The organism is Pseudomonas sp. X4, from assembly GCF_040784925.1.
Lineage (GTDB): Bacteria > Pseudomonadota > Gammaproteobacteria > Pseudomonadales > Pseudomonadaceae > Aquipseudomonas > Aquipseudomonas putida_Z.
Window position 1 is genome coordinate 3,995,433 of the sequence record NZ_CP160798.1, and the last position, 19,842, is coordinate 4,015,274.

At 56.3% G+C, this 19,842-nt stretch carries 10 protein-coding genes; 6 read left to right on the forward strand and 4 right to left on the reverse strand.

What is annotated here, in order from left to right; translation table 11 throughout:
• The first annotated feature begins 2 nt into the window (after positions 1 to 2).
• The 6 genes from ABX298_RS17875 to ABX298_RS17900 all read left to right on the forward strand — a co-directional run bounded on the left by ABX298_RS17875 (position 3) and on the right by ABX298_RS17900 (position 15,319).
• A complete protein-coding gene (locus tag ABX298_RS17875) occupies positions 3 to 2,480 on the forward strand; it encodes a hypothetical protein (RefSeq protein ID WP_367393412.1) in 2,478 nt (825 codons plus the stop codon).
• Positions 2,473 to 5,277: a hypothetical protein gene (locus tag ABX298_RS17880; RefSeq protein WP_367393413.1), complete on the forward strand. Its 2,805-nt coding sequence runs from the start codon at positions 2,473 to 2,475 to the stop codon at positions 5,275 to 5,277. Before ABX298_RS17875 ends, ABX298_RS17880 begins: the two co-directional genes overlap by 8 nt.
• Positions 5,278 to 5,330: 53 nt before the next feature.
• Complete coding sequence (locus tag ABX298_RS17885; protein ID WP_367393414.1) at positions 5,331 to 9,131, forward strand: RHS repeat domain-containing protein; 3,801 nt, start codon at positions 5,331 to 5,333, stop codon at positions 9,129 to 9,131.
• 266 nt (positions 9,132 to 9,397) lie between these two features.
• Positions 9,398 to 11,413: a hypothetical protein gene (locus ABX298_RS17890; RefSeq protein WP_367393415.1), complete on the forward strand. Its 2,016-nt coding sequence runs from the start codon at positions 9,398 to 9,400 to the stop codon at positions 11,411 to 11,413.
• 140 nt (positions 11,414 to 11,553) lie between these two features.
• Positions 11,554 to 13,758, forward strand: a complete 2,205-nt coding sequence (locus tag ABX298_RS17895; RefSeq protein ID WP_367393416.1) for an autotransporter outer membrane beta-barrel domain-containing protein — start codon at positions 11,554 to 11,556, stop codon at positions 13,756 to 13,758.
• Positions 13,759 to 13,798: 40 nt separating this feature from the next.
• Positions 13,799 to 15,319, forward strand: coding sequence for a hypothetical protein (locus ABX298_RS17900; protein ID WP_367393417.1), 1,521 nt, complete (start codon positions 13,799 to 13,801; stop codon positions 15,317 to 15,319).
• A 2-nt stretch (positions 15,320 to 15,321) separates the two neighbouring features.
• Here the strand turns inward: ABX298_RS17900 and ABX298_RS17905 are convergent, their stop codons facing one another.
• The 4 genes from ABX298_RS17905 to ABX298_RS17920 form a co-directional block, all read right to left on the reverse strand.
• A complete protein-coding gene (locus tag ABX298_RS17905; protein ID WP_237140971.1) occupies positions 15,322 to 16,101 on the reverse strand; it encodes a molecular chaperone in 780 nt (259 codons plus the stop codon).
• Between the two features lie 19 nt (positions 16,102 to 16,120).
• Entirely contained in the window at positions 16,121 to 16,657 is a 537-nt protein-coding gene (locus tag ABX298_RS17910; RefSeq protein ID WP_075044123.1) for a fimbrial protein, read from the reverse strand.
• Positions 16,658 to 16,842: 185 nt separating this feature from the next.
• Positions 16,843 to 17,253, reverse strand: a complete 411-nt coding sequence (locus tag ABX298_RS17915) for a PA2817 family protein (RefSeq protein WP_075044124.1) — start codon at positions 17,251 to 17,253, stop codon at positions 16,843 to 16,845.
• 101 nt (positions 17,254 to 17,354) lie between these two features.
• On the reverse strand, positions 17,355 to 19,802 hold the full coding sequence (locus ABX298_RS17920; RefSeq protein WP_317409392.1) for an acyl-CoA dehydrogenase: 2,448 nt from the start codon (positions 19,800 to 19,802) through the stop codon (positions 17,355 to 17,357).
• Positions 19,803 to 19,842: the final 40 nt, after the last annotated feature.

The window sequence follows — 19,842 nt, forward strand, 5'->3', positions numbered from 1 at the left end:
TCATGAAAAAGCAAACTGTAGAAGAATTTGTAACAGAAATGAAGAAAGGGCCCCAGACATTTGGCTGGGATGTGGTGCTGGCGTTCGCCAGGGGTAAGACTAACCAGATACTGCAGCAAGACTATATCGATCGTTTCCACGCTAACGAGGCTTATCTGCCGTTAATCGACGATGAGATCCCAACGACTGCTGGCAAAATTTTTCACTACCTCGAGAGGCTGCAGGTCACTACGCCAGTATTGTCATTCATCAACGCCTCGATTGACGATTCGATGGCGCGTTTGCAGTTGCGTAGTATCGCGGGGAAAATGATCGAGGCTGAACAACCGACGGGCACCACTCGGCGAGAAATCATGCGTGTCGCGATGGTTGATGGATTGGTTGGGCCGACGCTAGAAATGGATATTCGTCTCGCAGCGGTTACGGGTGATGTGGGCGAAGCGGGTGAAGTCGTACTCGATATGAGTGAGAAGAACGTATTTCGAAGCTATTTCAATGGTGTTGATACTGAATTTCAGGCTGATGTTCTTGCGACGCACTTGAAAAAATATATCGACGAAAATTTTAAACAATCAGAAAAGGTCTACCCTCTGAGCAAGTTGAGGCTCAACGACGAGGATGCATTACAGCCTGGTGACTTCATCATTCGCACCCATGCAAGTGACGAGGCAAATGTCTTGGATAGCGACGGCTATGAAGATGGCCTGGTCTTGATATTCGTCGCGCTGCAAGGGAACAAGGCGGGTTCCTATCCCAATAAAGACATGATGTACCTGTTGCCCAAGGGGGGGGAGTATACGACCAACTTGGTACTTTCCAATGATCTGATTCTCAGGCAGCTACTCCTCCCGGAGTTGTACAAGCGGGAGCAGTTGAAGGAGGCAAAGTTCGTTTCCGAGACTGATCAAGGGAAGTTGGTGTTGGCCTATTATGCCAGTAAAAGCGGTTTGCGTTATGAGTGGCAGTCCCCGGAATTTAGTAATGATGGAGGGTTCAAGGTAGAAAATTTTTTATGTAGTTTTGCACAGAAGGAGGAAGGATATGAGTCCCGCATGCGCGCCGAGATTGCTGATGATAGCTTTTACATACGTTGGAATGCTACGGCTAGAGATTGTGTAGGCCTCGGCCACTGGCGTGCTTGGGGTGGCGCTCCATTAGACTACTGGTATGACGGTTATTACAATTCAACGTGGGAATTTAGCCAGCGACTGCATTGGGAATTGAGCACTGTTGAAAACCGTAAACATATTAGGATGCGCTCGGCTGAGGGCAATTACAATTTCGAAACCAAACATGTGAGAGGCGGCGACCGGCAGGATACCGGTGCCGAGCGTTATTATAAGGGCGGTCTGAACGATGTCAAAGTCGACATGCGCGAAAAGTTCGAATGGCTGCAGAACGATATCAAGGACCTGGGTTTTGAACTCGATGCCTTCCGGCTCAACGGGTTGCTATTCAGTGATGAAAGTGTTGTGGAGCCTGAAGTCTTGCGGGTGCCCGGTGATATGTGTGTGTTGGGCAAACTGTCGGCTGCACGCACTGAATACACACTGACGCCCGCGATGCCCGTTGTCGCAGCGGGGGTGCCTTTCACATTCACGATTGAACCCGCCTCCAGCGGATTCGACTGGGATGTCGAGAATGTGCCTGGTGATACGGGATACGTGGGAACGATCAAAGACGCTGTGTATACACCACCGTCTGCCGAAAGTTTTGGGCACACGTTCAAGCGCGCGATTGTAACTGCCAGTAAAGGGGAGTGGACTGGCAAGGCCTTGGTCAACGTGGTAGCAACCCCGCTCTCGGTGTTCCCGTTGGTGGCGACTGTCGGTACGGGTGCCGAGTACACCCTGTGGGCTGCGTCAGTTGATGGAAAGCAATTGACGGCAACAGTCGAAGGTAATGCTGAAGGCGATGTGGTTGAGGGCAGTGATCCTCTTGTGCAACAGGTCTGGAAGTATAAAACGGAGATCACGGTGCCTGCCGACGGCTGGAAACCCCCTCTGAAGAACCTGCTGGATTATGTATTACGTGTGGACAAAGTGGTGGTCAAGAGTGCGTCCCACGGTGTTTTGAATGAAATAGCCATGATTGTCCCCTTGGCGTCGGCAGGACAATACTTTGTCAAGGTGCTGGAGGCTAAGTCGGGAGGGGAAACGGCTGCGCTGAAAGTGGAACTTTGGTCTAAAGGGTTCAGCAGCGGTGTTTACCCGATAGATCCTGAGGAAGTGGAGTGGCATTTGTTGGTGGGTAAAGGGACGCTTGACAAGAGAACGGGAATTTATACGCCTAAGGCAGGTGTGCATGAGCATTATTTCGCCGTTGCGGGGCTACATCTTGCGTGGGGCGAAAATGAAGACGGCGAACCGGAAATTGTCGTGAAGGCCTTCGGCTACAAGATCATTCCGGTGCCATTTGTTTCGCTGGAAAAATTGAACAGTATTCTCGGTGACGCAGTTCAGGAGGTGTCTCATGGCTAATGATACCGCGCAGGGTTCAAGCGCCAATATTGAAGTTGATTCAACGTTGGGCTGGGGTGCGATCTTTGGCGTGAGCAAAGCTGCCCTGGATCTGCAACTGCAAGAGCGGTTTCTTGAGCGCTATCGCCTGCAAAGCTTTGAGCCTGCGTTCAATGATACATTTGCCATCCATAATGGCGGCCGGCAATGGGCTGAGTTTTCCGGGCTGGTCATGGGGCCGCCAGAGCTGGACTTCAGCAGAACAAACCAGCTGGACGACTGGGTCAATGCGCGCCTGGAGTTGATTACAGGCGACTTCACAGTGGTTACCAGGCTGCCCGGTGATCCGCCGTTGATCGAGTCCAGTTCAAACATCGTCAAGGGCATGGGGCTCTATCTACAGGCGCGGGTTCAGGTGAGCACGGCTATCGATAGGGATAACGGCTACCTGACCGTGAACATTGACTGGTCCAGTGCCGAGCAATTCAGCTGCAACCTGGGGCGCACGGAGTATGCCCAGCTAGTCATAGCGAATGCATTAGGTAAGTGGCTCAAGACGATGCCGGTCAGCGAATTGCTTGGCTGGGATCTTCGCGGTTACGGCGCTTTCGATCCTCATCATGTGAAGGTGCTGACTCAACCTGCCCCCTGGACGGCGGAGCCTGATGCCGAGGGTGATGGCGCGGTGCTGTTGCTCATGCAATTGGGTAGTGATGTCAAAGAGGGAACCCTGCCGTTGCCCAACGCTCCGTTACCCTATTGGTTGACGCGTGATGCGGGCCCGCAAGTGGCCATATTGGGGGCGGACTACATTGACAAGTGTGGCTACCCTGCCACTGTCGTGGCTCAAGCGCTGAGCCTGCGAAACCAGCGGCAACTTGCCTGGAAGGCGAGAGGCAGGAATGGTGTAACGCTGGGTAGTCTGGAAGACACCGCGGCGACACGTCGAGTCGAGCCTGCCTTGGTAACTCTTACTGCGGGCAGCACTCAGGCCTTTACTTTGAAGGGTGTCACCAAAGCCGACTGGAGCGCTACGAATACCTACCTTACCAGCGCCAGCGGCAGCATGACCCTGGAAGGAGGTTACACCAGCAGGGCGTCGACGGAGTTCGTCAAGCAAACGCAACTGGTCCTGGTGAATGGGCAGAAAACTGAAGAGGAATCATCCGGTACAGCCTTGGTGGTGGAGACCCGTGAGGCGATTCAGATCTACCCGCGGCTTGCAGTGTGGGAACTCGGTCAGCCGGCGATCGAGATGCGAGCATCAGGAGGGAATGGCAAAACCTTGAAGTGGAAGGTGGTGGGTGAGGTATGGGGCGAGTTCAGTGCCTCGGAAGGTGCAGAGAATAGCTTTACGCCGCATACATCAGACACTTTTCTACCAGTGGTTCGGCTGCAGCAGTTTGAGGTTACCGATGGTGAGGTGACGGGCAGCGCCTGCGTGGTCATGATTGTCTGGCCGGCGGCCCGGGTGGTAACCCCGCATTACGTGCGCAGGGAACACACTGCCGGCCCAATAGACTTCAAAGTCAGCTGGGGAGCAAAACCAGGCGTCAGCCTTGACGGCTATAAATGGGAGGTCTTCGGAGACGGCGATATCGATGAAAACAGTGGGCACTATACGCCACCCGCAGCTTCGACAAGGTCCTGCAGTGTGGTCATGGCATCCCAGGACGATACCCTTACCGGTTACGCAATTATCGAGCACGGTACACGCACGGCCAAATCCGTACAGCCGCCCAGTTGGGTGGATTTGAACAAGTTCTATGTGACGGCAACAGGGGCGGGCCGGGGGTATGCCAATGGTCTGCAGCAGATCGAGGTATTGGTAACCATTGAGACGAAGGCGGCTGAAGGATATCCGGACGTTAAAGTCAGCCCGGAAGACCTCAATACGCTCAGGTTTTACGCGAAGGGCGGCAGCGAACTGCCTGTCATTGAAGGCGATGTGGGCTTCCCCCCCCCTGAGGATAGTTCTCAGCCAGGTACCTGGAAAGTCAACTTGCTTCATAACCCTCGCTATTCAATGTTGACTGGCTCGGGCGCGGTGCCAGTTGCCGAGCCTCATAATGAACAGGCTACGGTGTATAAGCGATACTATTTGCAAACGACCAGTGTGCTGGCGCAGGAGTTTTATGCTGTTTTTACCCGAGTGGAAGATTCTTCGCCTTTTAATTCGCAAGTCGAATCCGGCATGAATGGTGTAGTCAAGCTGCAAGGGGTGGATCGTCCGGCTTATTCAGTTGAGGCTTACACTGTCGGGGTCACTCGCGTTGATCAGGACCCGAATGGTGAAACCTTTGACGGTGATACGTTCAGTTACATGGACTGGACGAAAGATAGCTACCGACTCAACCTGCAACGGCAAGGCGTGCGTATTCCATTTGTCAGTGTGGTGCTGGACCCCGATGATAATAAATCCGCCGTACGCTGGGAGTCAGAGCAATTCTCTGAGGGAGGTGTAAGTTATACGGGCTTTGCCTTGGGGGGCAGTAAATCATATGAGAAGTTTACGCTGTCTGGGCGGTTGCAGCGGTTGAATGCACAGCGCCGTGTTCAGTTGAAAGATGATGTTGTAGACAATCAAGGGCCTGCACGGGGTGAGTTCATGGTGGGCCTGGTTCGGCTGTCGAATTTTTTGTACCGTCACCCGGATGATAGTCCTGAACTCTATGAGATACCCGAGGGGTTGGACCTGCCATTCAAGTTCATGCTTGTGGATAATGAAGGTAATCGCCACTACCTCCAATTCAGTTACGAAGTGGGTGCTCATCGGCGCAACAAGCTGTTGCTTCAATTGCAGCCAGGTGTGAAATAGAAAACTTCGCTCCGCGCTTCGGCGCGGGCTTCCCACAGAGCAGAGTGATTTGTATGAATAGCCAACCGATCGTTCATTCGAATGCGTTCAATTTTTTAAGTTTCCTGAATCACAGCGTCGACCCACGCACCGGCCAGTACACCCTTGGCATCGAACTGCTGTCACTGATCGGTAACTACCTGATCGGCCCCAACCTCCCCTTGCGCCTGGCCTTCAACGCCCTGACGCCGGAGGACACCGGCTTTGGCAAGGGCTGGGCCCTCAATCTCACCCGCTACATCCTCTCCACCAGCTCGCTGCAGATACACACCGGCGAGCAATTCCATGTCGATGGCGGTGGCGCCGAACCGAAAATCAGCGAGCAGAAGCTCAAGAGCTTCCGCTTCCTGGACGATGGCAATGGCGAGTACTGGGTCGTGCACCGCACGGGCATGGTGGAACAGCTGAAAGTCATCCGCTCGGGCGGGCTCGACATTGCCGTGCCTCATCGGATTTATGCGCCCTCGGGCCGCTGGATCGAGCTGCGCCATGAAGGCCGGTTCGGCGAACATCGCTGCCTGTCCAGCATTGTTGACCGTAACGGCCTGAAGCTGCTCTCCGTCACCTATACGAACAACCTGATCACCTACCATCTGCACCCCGATTTCGGCGAAACCCGCTACGAGATAGCGCTCAAGGACCGTTGGGTGGAGCGCGTGACCCTGCCGAGCCGTGACCGTGGTAGCTGGCGGTTCAAATATGAGAGCAACGCCTCGACGCAGAACATGACCTGCCTGACCCGGGTCGAGACGCCCCTGGGCAGCATCGAGACGATCACCTACGACGATGCCGGTCACCAGCTCCTCGCCGGCGCCCCCGTGGCCCGCATCCCACGGGTCAAAACCCACACGATCAATCCTCTTACCAATCAGCCGGCCTTGACTACCACCTACAGCTACCCCGGCGACCGCAACTTCCTGGGCTTTGGCAGCGGGCTGAACTGGCAAAAGGACAAGGACAACCTGTACCGGGCAGGCAGCGGCTTCTTCTATGAAGTCCAGCTTAGCGAGGCCAGCGAAGGCAAAGAGTTGCGCAGGGCCAGCTACCGCTATAACCGCCATCACCTGCTGACCCTGCAAACCACCGCGCAGTACGGCGATGTCATCGAAGATGTGGCGGAAGATGCGCGCAAGCAGGACTGGCATATCCAGGAAACCGAGACGGTTTACCACGAAAACCCGGATGTGAGTTTCGAGTATCAGCTGAACAACTTCCAGCTGCCCTACACCGTGACCGAGCGCTGGCGGCTGGCAAGCGACAGCACAGCCCTGCGCGAAGAAATTACCACCACCAAGTACGATACCGAGCACGGCAACCTGATCTATGAGGAACAGCCCACCGGTATCGTCACCACCCACACCTATTACGACAAGGACGGTGAGGACGGTTGCCCGCCAGACCCGCAAGGGTTCCAGCGCAGTGTCAAGTCGACTACCACTACGCCGAGCAAAAAGCCGGGCGTAGAAGGGCAGGCCAGCGTGCAGGTCAAGCATTATCGTTACACGCCTATAGACAGCATCGTCTCCAAACTTGATCGGACGCTGCGGCGCAAGCTGGGCGAGTACTGGCTGGAAGTGGAGCGCGAGAGCCTGTACGAGGGCAGCATCCAACCCGGTGCGCTGTTGAGTGAAACAAACTACGTGTATATCAGGTCGACATCGGACAGCTTGCGTCATGGTCGTATTGAATTCCAGACGGTTGTGCGAAATGAACAAGAGACATTGACCACGTATGACTATGAAATTTTGACTCCACAGACACATCCGATACTTGAAGAGACTCACATGGTTATCGGCTTTGACCATGGTGAGGTGATGGATGGCGGGCAGCTACGCGACTCGAGCAAGGAGATAACGGTTCAGCATTCCGTACTGATCGGTGAACCCATGCTGAGCCACGATGATAACGACGTGAAAGTTGCCTATGAATATGATGAGTTGCGTCGCGTCGTCAAGGAGACCGTGGCACCCGATGATCCCGAGTATGACGCGTATCGCCGTTATGAATACTTCCTCACCTCCACCTTGGGCCAGCAAGCCAGCCAGATTGAGTATGACGTCAAGGGTGTGGCCACGCAGACATACGTCAATGGGAACAACAAAGTCGTCAAGACCGAGCGGTATGACGCCGATGCGGCGCAAGCCTCGCGGCGGGATAAGTTCCGGACCAATTATGAAGCTTACTTCGATCCGCTGGGCAATCTGATTGCCGAGGATGAATATGACTGGCTAGGGGATAAAGACCTGGTGCTTTCCAGTACAATGCTGTTCGATTCCTGGGGCCAGCAATATTGTGAAATTGGCCCTGACCATGTCTGGCATTACGAGGTGACGGACCAGATTGGCACAGCGGCATCGGGGAAAAGGCCGATCCAGACCAGCTGGACGCAGACGGAAGATGGCAAATTCAAAAGTGGCAAGAGCATCACTTGGCTGAATGTGTTCGACAAACCCGTGCAGGTTCAACGAGTGCGGCTGAATGGCGATCGTGAAAGCCTGCATCGCTATTATTACGATGGCTTGGGGCGGACGGCGCGAGAGGTTGATGCGCGTCAAGCGATCACACGCTTTGAATATGATGCGTTTGATCGGCTTGTCAAGCACACCCTGGCAGACAACAGCGTGGTATTGCGCGACTATGCGCTTTATACCGATGAGGATAAGCCGGTCAAGATATCGGTGAATGGAAAACTGCTGGGCGAGCAAGTATTCGATGGGCTCGGTCGCATGATCAGGTCTATAACCGGCGGCCGCCCCAAGCACTACTTTTATAAAAAGGGCCAACTTAAGCCTAGCCAAGTGAAGACACCCAAGGGGTTGCTGATCGACTACGATTATGTTCCGCAACTGTCTGAGGAGCCCATCGTCCGGCGTTCAGTAGGGGTGGATGACAGCTTTGTTTACGACCCGAAGAATGCACGACTGATGAAATGTGTTGAAAACGGTCTGGTCATTGAGCGCGACTACTTCAGTACCGGCGAGCTTCGCTATGAAAGCCGCTCCGACGGAGGCAGCGAGTTATACGAAATGCACTATGAAAAAAGCCTGCGTGCGCGTGATCTGGGCTATATCGATGTCCTGGGTGCCAGGCAGCATTATGAATACGATGAGGCGGGTCGCCTGAAAGCGACGTCGCTTGGCGGCACCCATGCCGTGTTCACCTACGACGAGTTGGGGCGTATGCGTAGCTTCAAGACCACTGATGGTGAGCAATGGCTAGAGACTATTTTGAGTTACGACGATTTTGATCGGGAGTGTCAGCGTACCTTCCAGATGCCGGGCGAGTTTCAGGTCCTGATGCAGCGTCATGATGGGTGTGACGCACTGGTGGAGCGAAAACTGCTGGGTAACAAGGTCACCCTGCGTGAAGAACACTATGGCTATGATCCTCGCGCTCGGCTGACCAGTTATACCTGCAGTGGGCCCTTGTCGCCGAAGGACCCTTACGGCAAGACCATCAATAGCCAGGACTTTGAGTTTGATGAAGTGGACAATATCACCTTTGTCACCACACGCTTCTTCGATGCGACAGGTACGGTCGAACTCAAGAATCTGGCGAGTTACTACTTTGAAAATGAGCTTGACCCTGCACAGCTCACATCCATGCGCAATTCTCATGAGGATTATCCGTCATATATTGAATTTACGTATGACGAGGATGGTAACCTCACGCGGGATGAGCAGCACCGGGCTCTGGACTACGATGTCTTTGGGCGATTGAGTCAGGTGTCACTGTCTGATGGTCGTGTCAGCGATTATGGCTATGATGCGACAGATCGTTTGATCAGTCAGTCAGGCACTGATGCGGCCGGGTGAAATGCGCCCATCCTGACGCGGTGTGAAAGCGTTAGTTAAAAAGTTCTGAATGTGCCGCTATTTCGCGACTGCACGGTGCCATCGTTGGATGCATCGGCTGGCGTGGAGTAGCGGTTTTTTATTGTGTGATCGTGCACGCCACCGAGAAGTGGTGTGTTTGCTGTTGTCCGGTTTGTCAACCTGATAGAACTGCTAGTTGTAGTGCGCGCGCGATGGGATCAGAGTCGGGTACGTGTTCCTTCAACTCTCACCATCGGAGCAATACCATGAGTCGATTGGGCAGAATCTACAGTGATGCGGAATTGAATCGCCGTGATTGTCGGAAACAGAAGCGAGATGGAATGCAGCCCAGCGCCTGTATCCTGGCTGCTCCGGCACCGGGTGTGGACGAGGATGTTTTCGCGGACCCGGATGATGGAACGGTCTGGGCAAATATTTTGAAGGACCCAGCTAAAGATCTAGTCATCAAAGTCAACAAGTGGAACCTGTCGCCAATTCCGGGTGACTTGGATGCGCTGTATGTTTATCATCAGATCGGCACTTCGGGGCCAAAAGAGGAAATTTTTCGCGGGGCATATTGGGCGGGTGATGTAGATAAGTTTCCGGTTGGTATCAAGCTAAACAAGCATGATCAAGCTTACCTGACCGATGGCGATCATCTGTTTTTCTATGAAGTCGAACCCTTTAACAATCCACCCAGCGGTCCGTCAGATGCCCTGACGCTGCATTTTGATCGCATGGGGCCGAACAAGGGGGAGCCACCTAAAGAAGTGCCAGCTCTCCCGGTCATCACTGACGCCAACGTGAATAGTGTTGAGCTGACTCTGCCAGAGTATTCCGATAGGGCAAGGGCCGATCATGTTTATTGGTGGATCAGCAAGGAAATCCCGGAAGGCGAACCTGGCCTGCCGTGGGAAGGTGATGCGCCAGTGACCCAAGGGGACCAAAAGCTCCCTGTGCGTAAGGAGACCCTCGAAACGCTGGGCGATGGCGAGGCCTGGGTGGTCTACCTGTTGATCGACAAGGCAGGGAACAAGGGTGCGCCATCGCTGCTGAGAAAGGTATCGATAACACTCGGTGCCTTGCCTACCGTCTTGCAGCCTCCGGAGGTGCCATTGGCCAAGGACGGCCTGGTCGACCGTGAAGATGTGATGGCGGGTATCATCATCGAGATTCCCGAAATCAAAAACGCGAAACCTACCGATGAGTTCAATCCACGTTGGGGGAATCAAGATCTGGGGTGGAGACCCATTGGTCGTGAAGGCTCCCAGATTCCCGTTTCGGTCGATCCAGCCGTTGTCCGCGAACAATACGGTAAGCCGGAGGCGGGCACAAAATCGGTCAACGTCAGTTACCAGGTGCGGCGCGGTATCGAGATTCAAGGTAATGCCGCAACCAGCGTGGATGTGAACTTTGAAATGATCGGGCCTGGTAACCCCGGGGGGGGGGATCCGGACCCGGAATGGCCTGATCCTGTGAACCCGCGTTTGCCATTGCCCAATGTGTATGGTCAAAGCTCGGCAACACCTAACGTCCTGGGCCCGGAACATGATCTGTTGGACGCAGAGTTGCGCTTCGAACTCTATGAAGGGCTCATGGAAGATGATGTGGTGCAGTTCTTCTGGGGCGGCGAGTATATCGTGGGCGCCGATTACACGGTCCTCGACACTGATAAAGTCGGTGATGAAAGGACGATCGTAATTCTCTGGGAGTATATCAGTCGAACCGGTAATACTACTGTGCCGGTTCATTATGAGATCAGCCGCACCTCAGTACCCAACAAAGGTATCTCAAAGAGTCAGGACGTTGTGGTCAATGCAGTTGTCATCCATCCCGATGCGCCCGAGTTCGTAGGCGTCAATGAAAAAGGTTGGATGACATGTTCTGCACTGGATATACCCTCTGATCCTTTGATTCCTCCCGCTGTCCTCGTCAACGTTAAAGACCTGAGCCAATATGGATTGAGGGACGGTGACACGGTGCATCTGTACTGGTGGGCGTTGCACAGTGTTTCAGGGGATGAGGATGTTATCGACTGGGATGAATCGATCCAGTTGGGTAAGGAATACCCTGTCACAGGTTTCACTTGGCGGATCCCCTATGAAGATTACGTCCTGCCTATCTACGACTTTGATTCCGTTGACCATACTGGTCGGGGCTTTGTGCGCTATGAATTCGAGTCAGTCTTGACGGGCTCGGAGAGACGAGTGCCGGTCATTTCGGACGTGGGGATGGAGATGTTTGCAATGCATGAGCTTTTTACTCCTTGCGTCTTACCCTAGGTGCACGTTGCATAAGGGTAGCTAGTTACAATCAGATTATTCCTACATCAATATCGGAAATAGAAGCGTAATTTCGCGCACTTCATTCGCCATGAGCGGCCACTGCGACACAGTGGCCGCCAGATTGAGGTAATTGCCCCATGCGCTTTCGCATCCTTGACAACAACATCCGGCCGCAAACTGTCATGGCCTGGGCATTGCTGGCGCCGTTGACGCTGGCAATCGCTACCCATGCCCAGGCGCTTACCCAGGTTGAAGGGCAGCGCACCATTGGTGCGGGTACCCCGACCGATGATTACGAACTGAAGCCTGGCGCCACCTTGAATGCCATTGGTGCTGATATGGGATTTGTCCTCCTGCGCTCCGGTGCCACCTTCAACATGAATGGCGGCACCGTGAACTCTGGCAGAGTGCGCAGCGGGGTTGACCTGATGGCCAGCAGCAGCGCCAGCATCAGTAACGGTGCCACGATCATCGCCGACTCCTACGGCGTGCGGCTCAACCACGATGGCAATGGCAACGGTGCGAATGCAACCGTTGCTGATAGCCATGTAGAGGGCAGACTTGGCGCTGCCTATATCAGCCAGGACTCCACGTTGAATGTCGCCCGTAGCACGCTGGTCGCTACCGGTGAAAACCGCGCAGCGGTGGATATGTTCAAAGGCGGTACCCTCAATGCTCAGGACAGCACTATCACCGGCACCGACGCGGGGCTGCGGGTGAATGGCTCGACGTCCACGGGCGCCGCCAGCATCAACCTGCAAGGCACACGCGTTGAAGGCCAGCAGGGCCCGGCGATTCTGGTCGGGCGTGCAGAACTGCCAGGTGCAGCCGCCGACATTGTCGTGGGGCCGGGTTCCAGCCTGGTCGCGGGCAACGGCAACTTGCTGGAAGTGGTTGGCAGCTCACGGGCAGACATGCGCGTCGAGGGTAGCCACTTGCAAGGTGACGTGCGCGCCGAAGCAGGCTCTACCGCCAATCTGACCTTGGATAACCAGGCAAGCCTGACCGGTCGGCTGGAAAACGTAGCCGGGCTTACCCTCAACAACCAAGGGCGCTGGAACATGGTCGAGGACAGCCAGGTGGGCAGCCTGGCCATGAATGACGGCGTGGTCAGCCTGGGCGAGCCGCGGCAGTTCCTTACCCTGGAACTGGGCACGCTCAGTGGCAATGGCACGTTCATCATGGATGCTGATTTTGCCACGGGACAGACCGACTTCCTGAAGATCGGTACCGCCACCGGCAGTCACGGTTTGTTGGTAGGAAGTAGCGGCAACGAGCCGGCAAGCGAAAACTCATTGCATATCGTGCATGCCGATGCGGGTGATGCGCAGTTTTCGCTGGTCAATGGCCCGGTTGACCTGGGTGCATTTTCCTATGAGCTGCAACAGCGCGGTAACGACTGGTACCTGGATGGGTCGCGCAAGATCATCAGCCCAAGCACTGGCGCTGCACTGGCACTGTTCGGCACCGCCCCGACCGTTTGGTACGGCGAGCTCAGTTCGCTGCGTAGCCGCATGGGCGAATTGCGGCTGGATGAGCGCAAGTCTGGCGCCTGGATGCGCAGCTACGGCAACAAATACAACGTATCCGAATCCTCTGGTGTGGCCTATTCGCAGAACCAGCAGGGTGTTTCGCTGGGAGCGGATGCGCCCTTGCCGTGGGGGGATGGGCAGTGGTTGGCAGGCGCCTTGGCAGGCTACAGCACGTCGGACCTCAACGTTGCGAGGGGTGCCTCTGGCGAGGTGAAAAGCTATTACCTCGGCCTTTACGCGACCTGGTTGGATGCCGCTAGCGGCTATTACTTCGACGGTGTGGTGAAGCTCAACCGTTTCGACAACGATGCCAAGGTCAATCTGAGTGATGGTACGCGGACCAAGGGCAACTACGACAACATGGGCGTAGGTGCTTCGTTGGAGTTCGGCCGTCACATTCCCCTGGATTCTGGTTATTTCGTCGAGCCCTTCACCCAATGGTCGGCGGTCAATATCCAGGGCGACAGTTATCGAATGAAGAACGGGCTGAAGGCCAGCAATGATGATACCCAATCCCTCTTGGGCAAGGCGGGTGCCACTGTGGGGCGCAACTTCGATCTGGGCGAGGGGCGTGTGGCCCAGCCCTATGTCCGCATGGCGTATGTGCATGAGTTCGTTACTGACAACCAGGTCAAGATCAATCAGCATCGCTTCGACAACGACCTTTCCGGCTCTCGTGGGGAGCTGGGTGTGGGGGTTGCCGTTTCGCTGATGGAGCGTTGGCAGGTGCATGCCGATTTCGATTACAGCAATGGTGACAAGCTCGAACAGCCCTGGGGGGCCAACATCGGCGTGCACTACAGCTGGTAGGTCATCGCGTTTTCGCTGTCCCACTGTTGAAGGAGGGGTTATGGATAGTGTTCGTCTGTATTGGGGCCAGTTACAGGCGTGGATGAGTCGCCTCTTCGGGCGCCGGCCGGTGCGGCGGCGCAATGAAGCGCTTGCCCCTCCAATAGTAGAGGCGATGCTGGAAGACATTGCCGACGGGCAGCCAAACCTCCTTCCCGTTAGCGCTTTGGAGCTTCCCTTGCGCGTCGAGATACCGAAGTGGCCCATTTCGCTTCCCAGCGAGGACGATCCAGAAATCCTCAAGTTTTACTGGAATGGCGTTGAACATACGACGAGAACCTTCACATCGAGAGTGTTGCCTGAGGATTTGATCATCGAGGTGGGAACCGAGTATCTATTGCACGGTACACCAAGGCTTCACTACGAGGTTGAAATCTACAACGGAGTAGAAGGTCTATCGCAGGACTTGCAGTTGACAATAGACCGTGAGGTCCCCGCACTCGGGGGCGATGATGGCATGTTGGTGTTCCCGGACGAGGTCTTGAGAAACGGTGTGACAGCCCATTACCTGGAGGTCAATGGCGATGTATTGGAGGCCCAGGTGCCTGGTTACAAGACACCTGAAGTGGGTGACACGATCACTTGCTTCTGGAACCGTAAGTTCAACGAGGAGGAGTACGCCAACGAGCGCACCCTGACACTGGAGGATATCGGCAGACCACTGACGTTGGTATTCGACGGCCAGATGATTCGTGACCGCGGGGATGGTGAGCGTTTTGCGTATTACCGCATCAAGGATCGCGCGGGCAACCAAAGTTTCCGTGCGCGTAGTGTCCAACTTGATGTTGCGGCAGAAATCGCTCCTCGCCATTTGCCGTGGCCAGAGTTACCGAAAGCAAGTGGCGCAGGCGCTACGGTCACGCTTGATCTGGAGAAGTTGAATGGTGAGCTGTTTGCCGTACTGCCTGAAGGGGTGGAGATCTATCCGAAAGATACGCTGACGCTGCAATGGGGCATACCAGGTGAACTGGGGGCGCTGAACATTCCAGAGTCAGAGATCAAGGGGCAGTTCCTGATCCCCAGGGACAAGCTCGCCATGCAATCTGGCAAAACGTTGCCCTTTTACTATCAGGTAACCACATTCGATGGCCAGGTACTTGAGTCGGTCACGCCGCATCGACAGGTGAAAGTGTTGCCCTTCATACCCTACTGGCCGATTCCGCAGATCCTTGAAGCAGAGGTGGGTTACCTGAAATTAAGTGATATTACCGACAGGGCGCACTTTCGAATCGAAACGTGGAGATATGTCAGCACGGACCATCTGCTCAAGCTTGAGCTCAACGGCATCAACTTGATTGAGGAGGCGGAGGCATATTCAGTGGGGCCCTACAAGGTGACTGAGGATGACATCGAGCGTCGCCTGATTGTCGAGGATAACACATTGTTCGTGCCCAAGACCTGGCTGGAGACGCTCAAGATCGGGCCTTTACTGCAGCTGACTGCAACGGTCAGCTTCGATGGGGGCCACAGTTGGCCCCCTTCACCGAACCTGGGTACGCTCGGTCTGGAGCTGAAGCCTTGATTTCACTTGTCGAGTTGCAGCGCAATAGTGGTGGCGGCGCTTGCGACACCATAGTCATTGATCGTGGAGAAGGTTAGTTGCAACGTTGTCTGCAAGGGGGTGTTGCTCAGCTTGTAGGTTTGTTCGCCGAAAGGTATGGCCATGGCCATGCTGCGCACTTTTTCGGTCTGCTTGCCGTTGGTCAATTCCAGGCGACTGAAGGTGTAGTGGTAAGGGGTAGGATTGTTCACCACCAGATGGGGCACACCTTCAATCTTGCGCAGGGACCACTGCAGGTGCTTGGCCTGGTCTTCAGGGCGGCCCTGTAGCTGGCTTGGGCGATAGAATACTTTGATGCGCGTGCGCATCGCGATATTCAGCGTGTTTTCACCTGGTTCCTCTGCTTGTGGAATCTCTTGCGCGTTGAAATAGAACAGAGATTCCCTATCGCTCGGCAGGTCGTTCGGCAAGTTTTGAATCTGGACAAGTTGCTCCATCCCTGGGTCCAGGCGGAACAGGCTGGGGTTGGCTATCAGGGGGACGGGCGTGTTGGTGTCGTCCTCATGGGTATTGACCCAGGTTTGTACGGCGAAAACCTTGGTGCTGGGGTTGGCGACCACAATCGAAGAGTTGCGCGCATCGCTTGAATGAACCACGCGTGTATTGCTGATGGTCAGGGCTGCCTCGGCGGCAGGTAGGCAAGCGGCCAGACAAATGCCGAGCATGGCTTTTCGCAAGCCGAGGGAGCGGTGGATGGATTTCATGTGAAGGCCCATATGTAGCGGGTGGATCCAGGCGCGCATGGCGCGGCCTGGAACGGTGTTACTTGAGGTCGAAGACGAAGCTGACGACCGTGTTTGCAGCGCCTGCCGTGACAGGGATGGCGGTGGCGCGGTAGGCCGCATAGAACAGCATGTCGGTGGGATTGGTGTCATCCAGGTCGTAAGGCTTGGATTCGCTACCATTGGCAATCAGCGTGTTGGTCTTGTCCTTGATGGCCAGGCCCAGGTTGGTTGCCCCACTAGCTTCCAGCGCGTGAAGCTCGCCGCCAGTGCCTGCACTGCCGAAAGCGCCGTTGAAGGTTACATAGCCCTGGTTGGTGGAGGTATCACACCCAGTGCCGGGAGTGACGCGCATGGCGAAAGGGCGAAGGTTGCCTTCGCTGCCAATTGCCGTGAAGCGCCCGCTGGCGACGTTACCCATTGAGATGCGATCCATTTTGCTCCCGGTTGCCGGGTCGACGATTTCGATCGCGCATGTACCGCTGGTGATAGTGCCGTTAAACTCAATGAAGTCGCTGGCGAATGCCGTGCTGCTCAGGCTCATGGCCAGGGCTGCGGTTGTCAGAAGCTTTTTCATGACTGTTATCCCCGTTTTCTAGTGAAGGCCCGACATCAAGACATGCATCAGGCCGGATCTGTGATACCGGCTGGTCTTGTGAAACCAGCCGGGACGGGGAGCTTAGGAGGGAGGGGGCGGTGGGTATGTAAGTTAAATCAGCATCTGCCGTGGATCATTCGTTTGCCTGTGAATCACCGCAGGTGTCAGTCATTCGTGGGCTGACCTGCCTGGCTTGAAAGCTGCTTTTGCTGATGCCAGTCAAAGGGCTCACCGCGCTGCTCGGCTTCGTAGCGACGCTCTTCCAGGCTCTGATAAAGCGCCAGCTCTTCGTCAGGCATGAAGTGCAGGCAGTCACCACCGAAGAACCACAGCAAGTCACGGGGTACCAGATGGGCAATTTGCGGATAGCGCTGGATGACCTGGCAGATCAGGTCCTGCCCCAGGTATTGGCTTTCCAGCGGGTCCTGGGGGAGCAAGGTGAGCAGTTCGTCGAAGCGTTCGAGGAACAGGGCGTGGCTTTCCTCTGGTACCTGGTCGGCTTCACCCAAGGCAACCAGAATGGTGCGCAGATGGTGAAGCAGTTGCAGGTGATAGTCCAGGTTGGGGGTGGCCATGGTGAGGTCCTCGAAATGGTTGGAACGGGCGCGAAGTATACGTGGGTTATGGCCAGGTGGAAGGCTGGCAGGGCCGTGTGGCGGCCCTGTTCGAATGCTGCTTAGCGTACTTGCCCCGGTATGGGCTGCAAGTATTGCTTGTCGAAGGCATCCACTGCGATCACCGCCCGGCGCGCCTGCTCGGCGTCCTGCAGTTGCTGGCCTTCTTGCTCTTGAAGCACGCCCGCTTGTACGGCGGCTTCGACAGGGCATTGCCCTGGCGCTGGCTGCACGACACCGTCCTTGAGCGCCTGGGATAACCGCTTGTGCAAGGGCGCAGCTTCGTCCAGCGCATCGCAAGCACGTTGCAGCGCCGCCACCGCATCACCGTCGGCCTCAGGCCGGAAGCAGCCGGCCAGTAGCTGCTCCAGGGCTGGGTCGCCCTTGCGGCGCCCCAACAACTCGGCCACTTCGGCATCCAGTTCGTCGCTCGGCCCGGTGTGGCGGCGCCCAAACGGGAATACCAGCACACGCAAGGCGCAGCCGACGAAGCGGTTGGGGAAGTTGTCGAGCAAACGATCCAAGGCACTTTCCGCCTGGCCCAGGCTTTCCTCCATGGCCCAACGCAGCAACGGCTGCATGTACTCTGGCGAGCCCAGGTCGTGGTAGCGCTTGAGTGCGGCAGATGACAGGTAGAGGTAGCTCAATACGTCGCCCAGGCGGGCACTCAATCGTTCACGGCGCTTCAACGCCCCGCCCAGCAACATCATCGACAGGTCGGCCAGCAGGGCAAAGGCGGCAGCCTGGCGATTCAGAGCGCGGAAGTAGCCTTGGCTCAACCTGTCGCCGGGGGCCTTTTCCAGTGCCCCCAGCCCCAGGCCAAGCACCAGTGTGCTGGCGGCATTGCCGACCGCGAACAGAATGTGCTTCAGCAACAGGTCATCGAATTCGTCGAGTGCCTGGTCGTGGTCCTCACGCCCGGCAAGGGCCATTTCCTGGAGTACGAACGGATGGCAACGAATGGCGCCCTGGCCGAAGATCATCAAGTTGCGCGAGAGTATGTTGGCGCCCTCGACGGTGATGAAAATCGGTGCGCCCTGCCAGTTTCGCCCCAGGTAGTTGTTGGGCCCCATGATGATGCCCTTGCCGCCATGCACGTCCATGGCGTGGCGGATGCATTCGCGGCCGCGTTCGGTGAGGTGGTACTTGAGGATGGCCGACAGCACCGAGGGTTTTTCACCCAGATCCACGGCTTTGGTGGTCAGCAAGCGGGCGCTGTCCATCAGCCAGGCGTTGCCACCGATGCGCGCCAGAGACTCCTGGATGCCCTCGAACGCGGCCAGCGGTACGTTGAACTGTTCGCGGATGCGGGCATATTGCCCTGTCACCAGGCTGGTGTACTTGGCCGCGCCAGTGCCGACGGCCGGCAGGGAGATCGAACGGCCGACCGACAAGCAGTTCATCAGCATCATCCAGCCCTTGCCGAGCATATCCTTGCCGCCGATGAGAAAGTCCAGCGGTACGAAGACATCCTTGCCGCTATTGGGGCCATTCATGAATGCGGCACCGAGGGGCAGGTGGCGTTTGCCGATTTCCACGCCCGGTGTATCGGTAGGGATCAATGCCAGGCTGATACCCAGCTCTACGCGGTCACCCAGCAGGTGGTCCGGGTCGTAGGCCTTGAATGCGAGCCCCAGCAGGGTGGCGACGGGCCCCAGGGTGATGTAGCGCTTCTCCCAGTTCAGGCGCAGGCCGATCACGGTTTCACCTTGCCACTGCCCTCGGCAGATTACGCCGGTATCTGGCATGGCGCCCGCGTCGGACCCGGCCATTGGGCCGGTGAGGGCAAAGCAGGGGATTTCTTCGCCCCGGGCCAAGCGTGGCAGATAGTGGTTTCGCTGTTCTTCGGTGCCGTAGTGCAGCAGCAGTTCGGCAGGCCCCAGAGAGTTGGGCACCATCACGGTTGACGCCAGGTCGCCGCTGCGGGTGGCGAGCTTCATCGCGACCTGGGAATGGGCATAGGCCGAGAAGCCTTTGCCGCCATATTCCTTGGGAATGATCAGGGCGAAGAAGCCTTGTGACTTGATATGGGCCCAAGCCTCGGGCGGCAAGTCCAGATCCTGGCCGATCTGCCAGTCGCTGACCATGGCGCAGAGCTGCTCGGTGGGGCCGTCGATGAACGCCTGCTCCTCTTCTGTCAGCGTGGGTGACGGGTAGTCGAGCAAGGTTTGCCAGTTGGGGCGGCCACTGAACAGTTCACCATCCCACCACACGGTTCCGGCGTCGATGGCCTCGCGTTCGGTCTGCGACATGGGCGGTAGCGTGCGCCGGAACCAGTTGAAAACGGGGCGTGTGAGCACCTGGCGGCGCCACTGCGGCAGCATGAGCAAAGCGGCTTTGAGTGCCAGGGCCAGCCACAACACCGTCAACAGCCAGCCGGGTGCATTGCCGAACAGGCCCATCAGCAGCACATAGGCTGCCACCGCGCCGAGTATCTGCAAGGGCGGCAAGCGCCGGTGGGTGAGATAGGCTGCGCCTAGTACCATGACCGCCAACCACAACAGCAACATAGTCTTTTCTCCGTGACCGTGGGCTTCAAGCCGATGCAAC

Coding starts and splice junctions, on each gene's coding strand:
- ABX298_RS17880 (WP_367393413.1), top strand. CDS start 2,473: ATGGCTAATGATACCGCGCAGGGTTCAAGCGCCAATATTGAAGTTGAT.
- ABX298_RS17885 (WP_367393414.1), top strand. CDS start 5,331: ATGAATAGCCAACCGATCGTTCATTCGAATGCGTTCAATTTTTTAAGT.
- ABX298_RS17900 (WP_367393417.1), top strand. CDS start 13,799: ATGGATAGTGTTCGTCTGTATTGGGGCCAGTTACAGGCGTGGATGAGT.
- ABX298_RS17890 (WP_367393415.1), top strand. CDS start 9,398: ATGAGTCGATTGGGCAGAATCTACAGTGATGCGGAATTGAATCGCCGT.
- ABX298_RS17875 (WP_367393412.1), top strand. CDS start 3: ATGAAAAAGCAAACTGTAGAAGAATTTGTAACAGAAATGAAGAAAGGG.
- ABX298_RS17920 (WP_317409392.1), bottom strand. CDS start 19,802: ATGTTGCTGTTGTGGTTGGCGGTCATGGTACTAGGCGCAGCCTATCTC.
- ABX298_RS17905 (WP_237140971.1), bottom strand. CDS start 16,101: ATGCGCGCCTGGATCCACCCGCTACATATGGGCCTTCACATGAAATCC.
- ABX298_RS17915 (WP_075044124.1), bottom strand. CDS start 17,253: ATGGCCACCCCCAACCTGGACTATCACCTGCAACTGCTTCACCATCTG.
- ABX298_RS17895 (WP_367393416.1), top strand. CDS start 11,554: ATGCGCTTTCGCATCCTTGACAACAACATCCGGCCGCAAACTGTCATG.
- ABX298_RS17910 (WP_075044123.1), bottom strand. CDS start 16,657: ATGAAAAAGCTTCTGACAACCGCAGCCCTGGCCATGAGCCTGAGCAGC.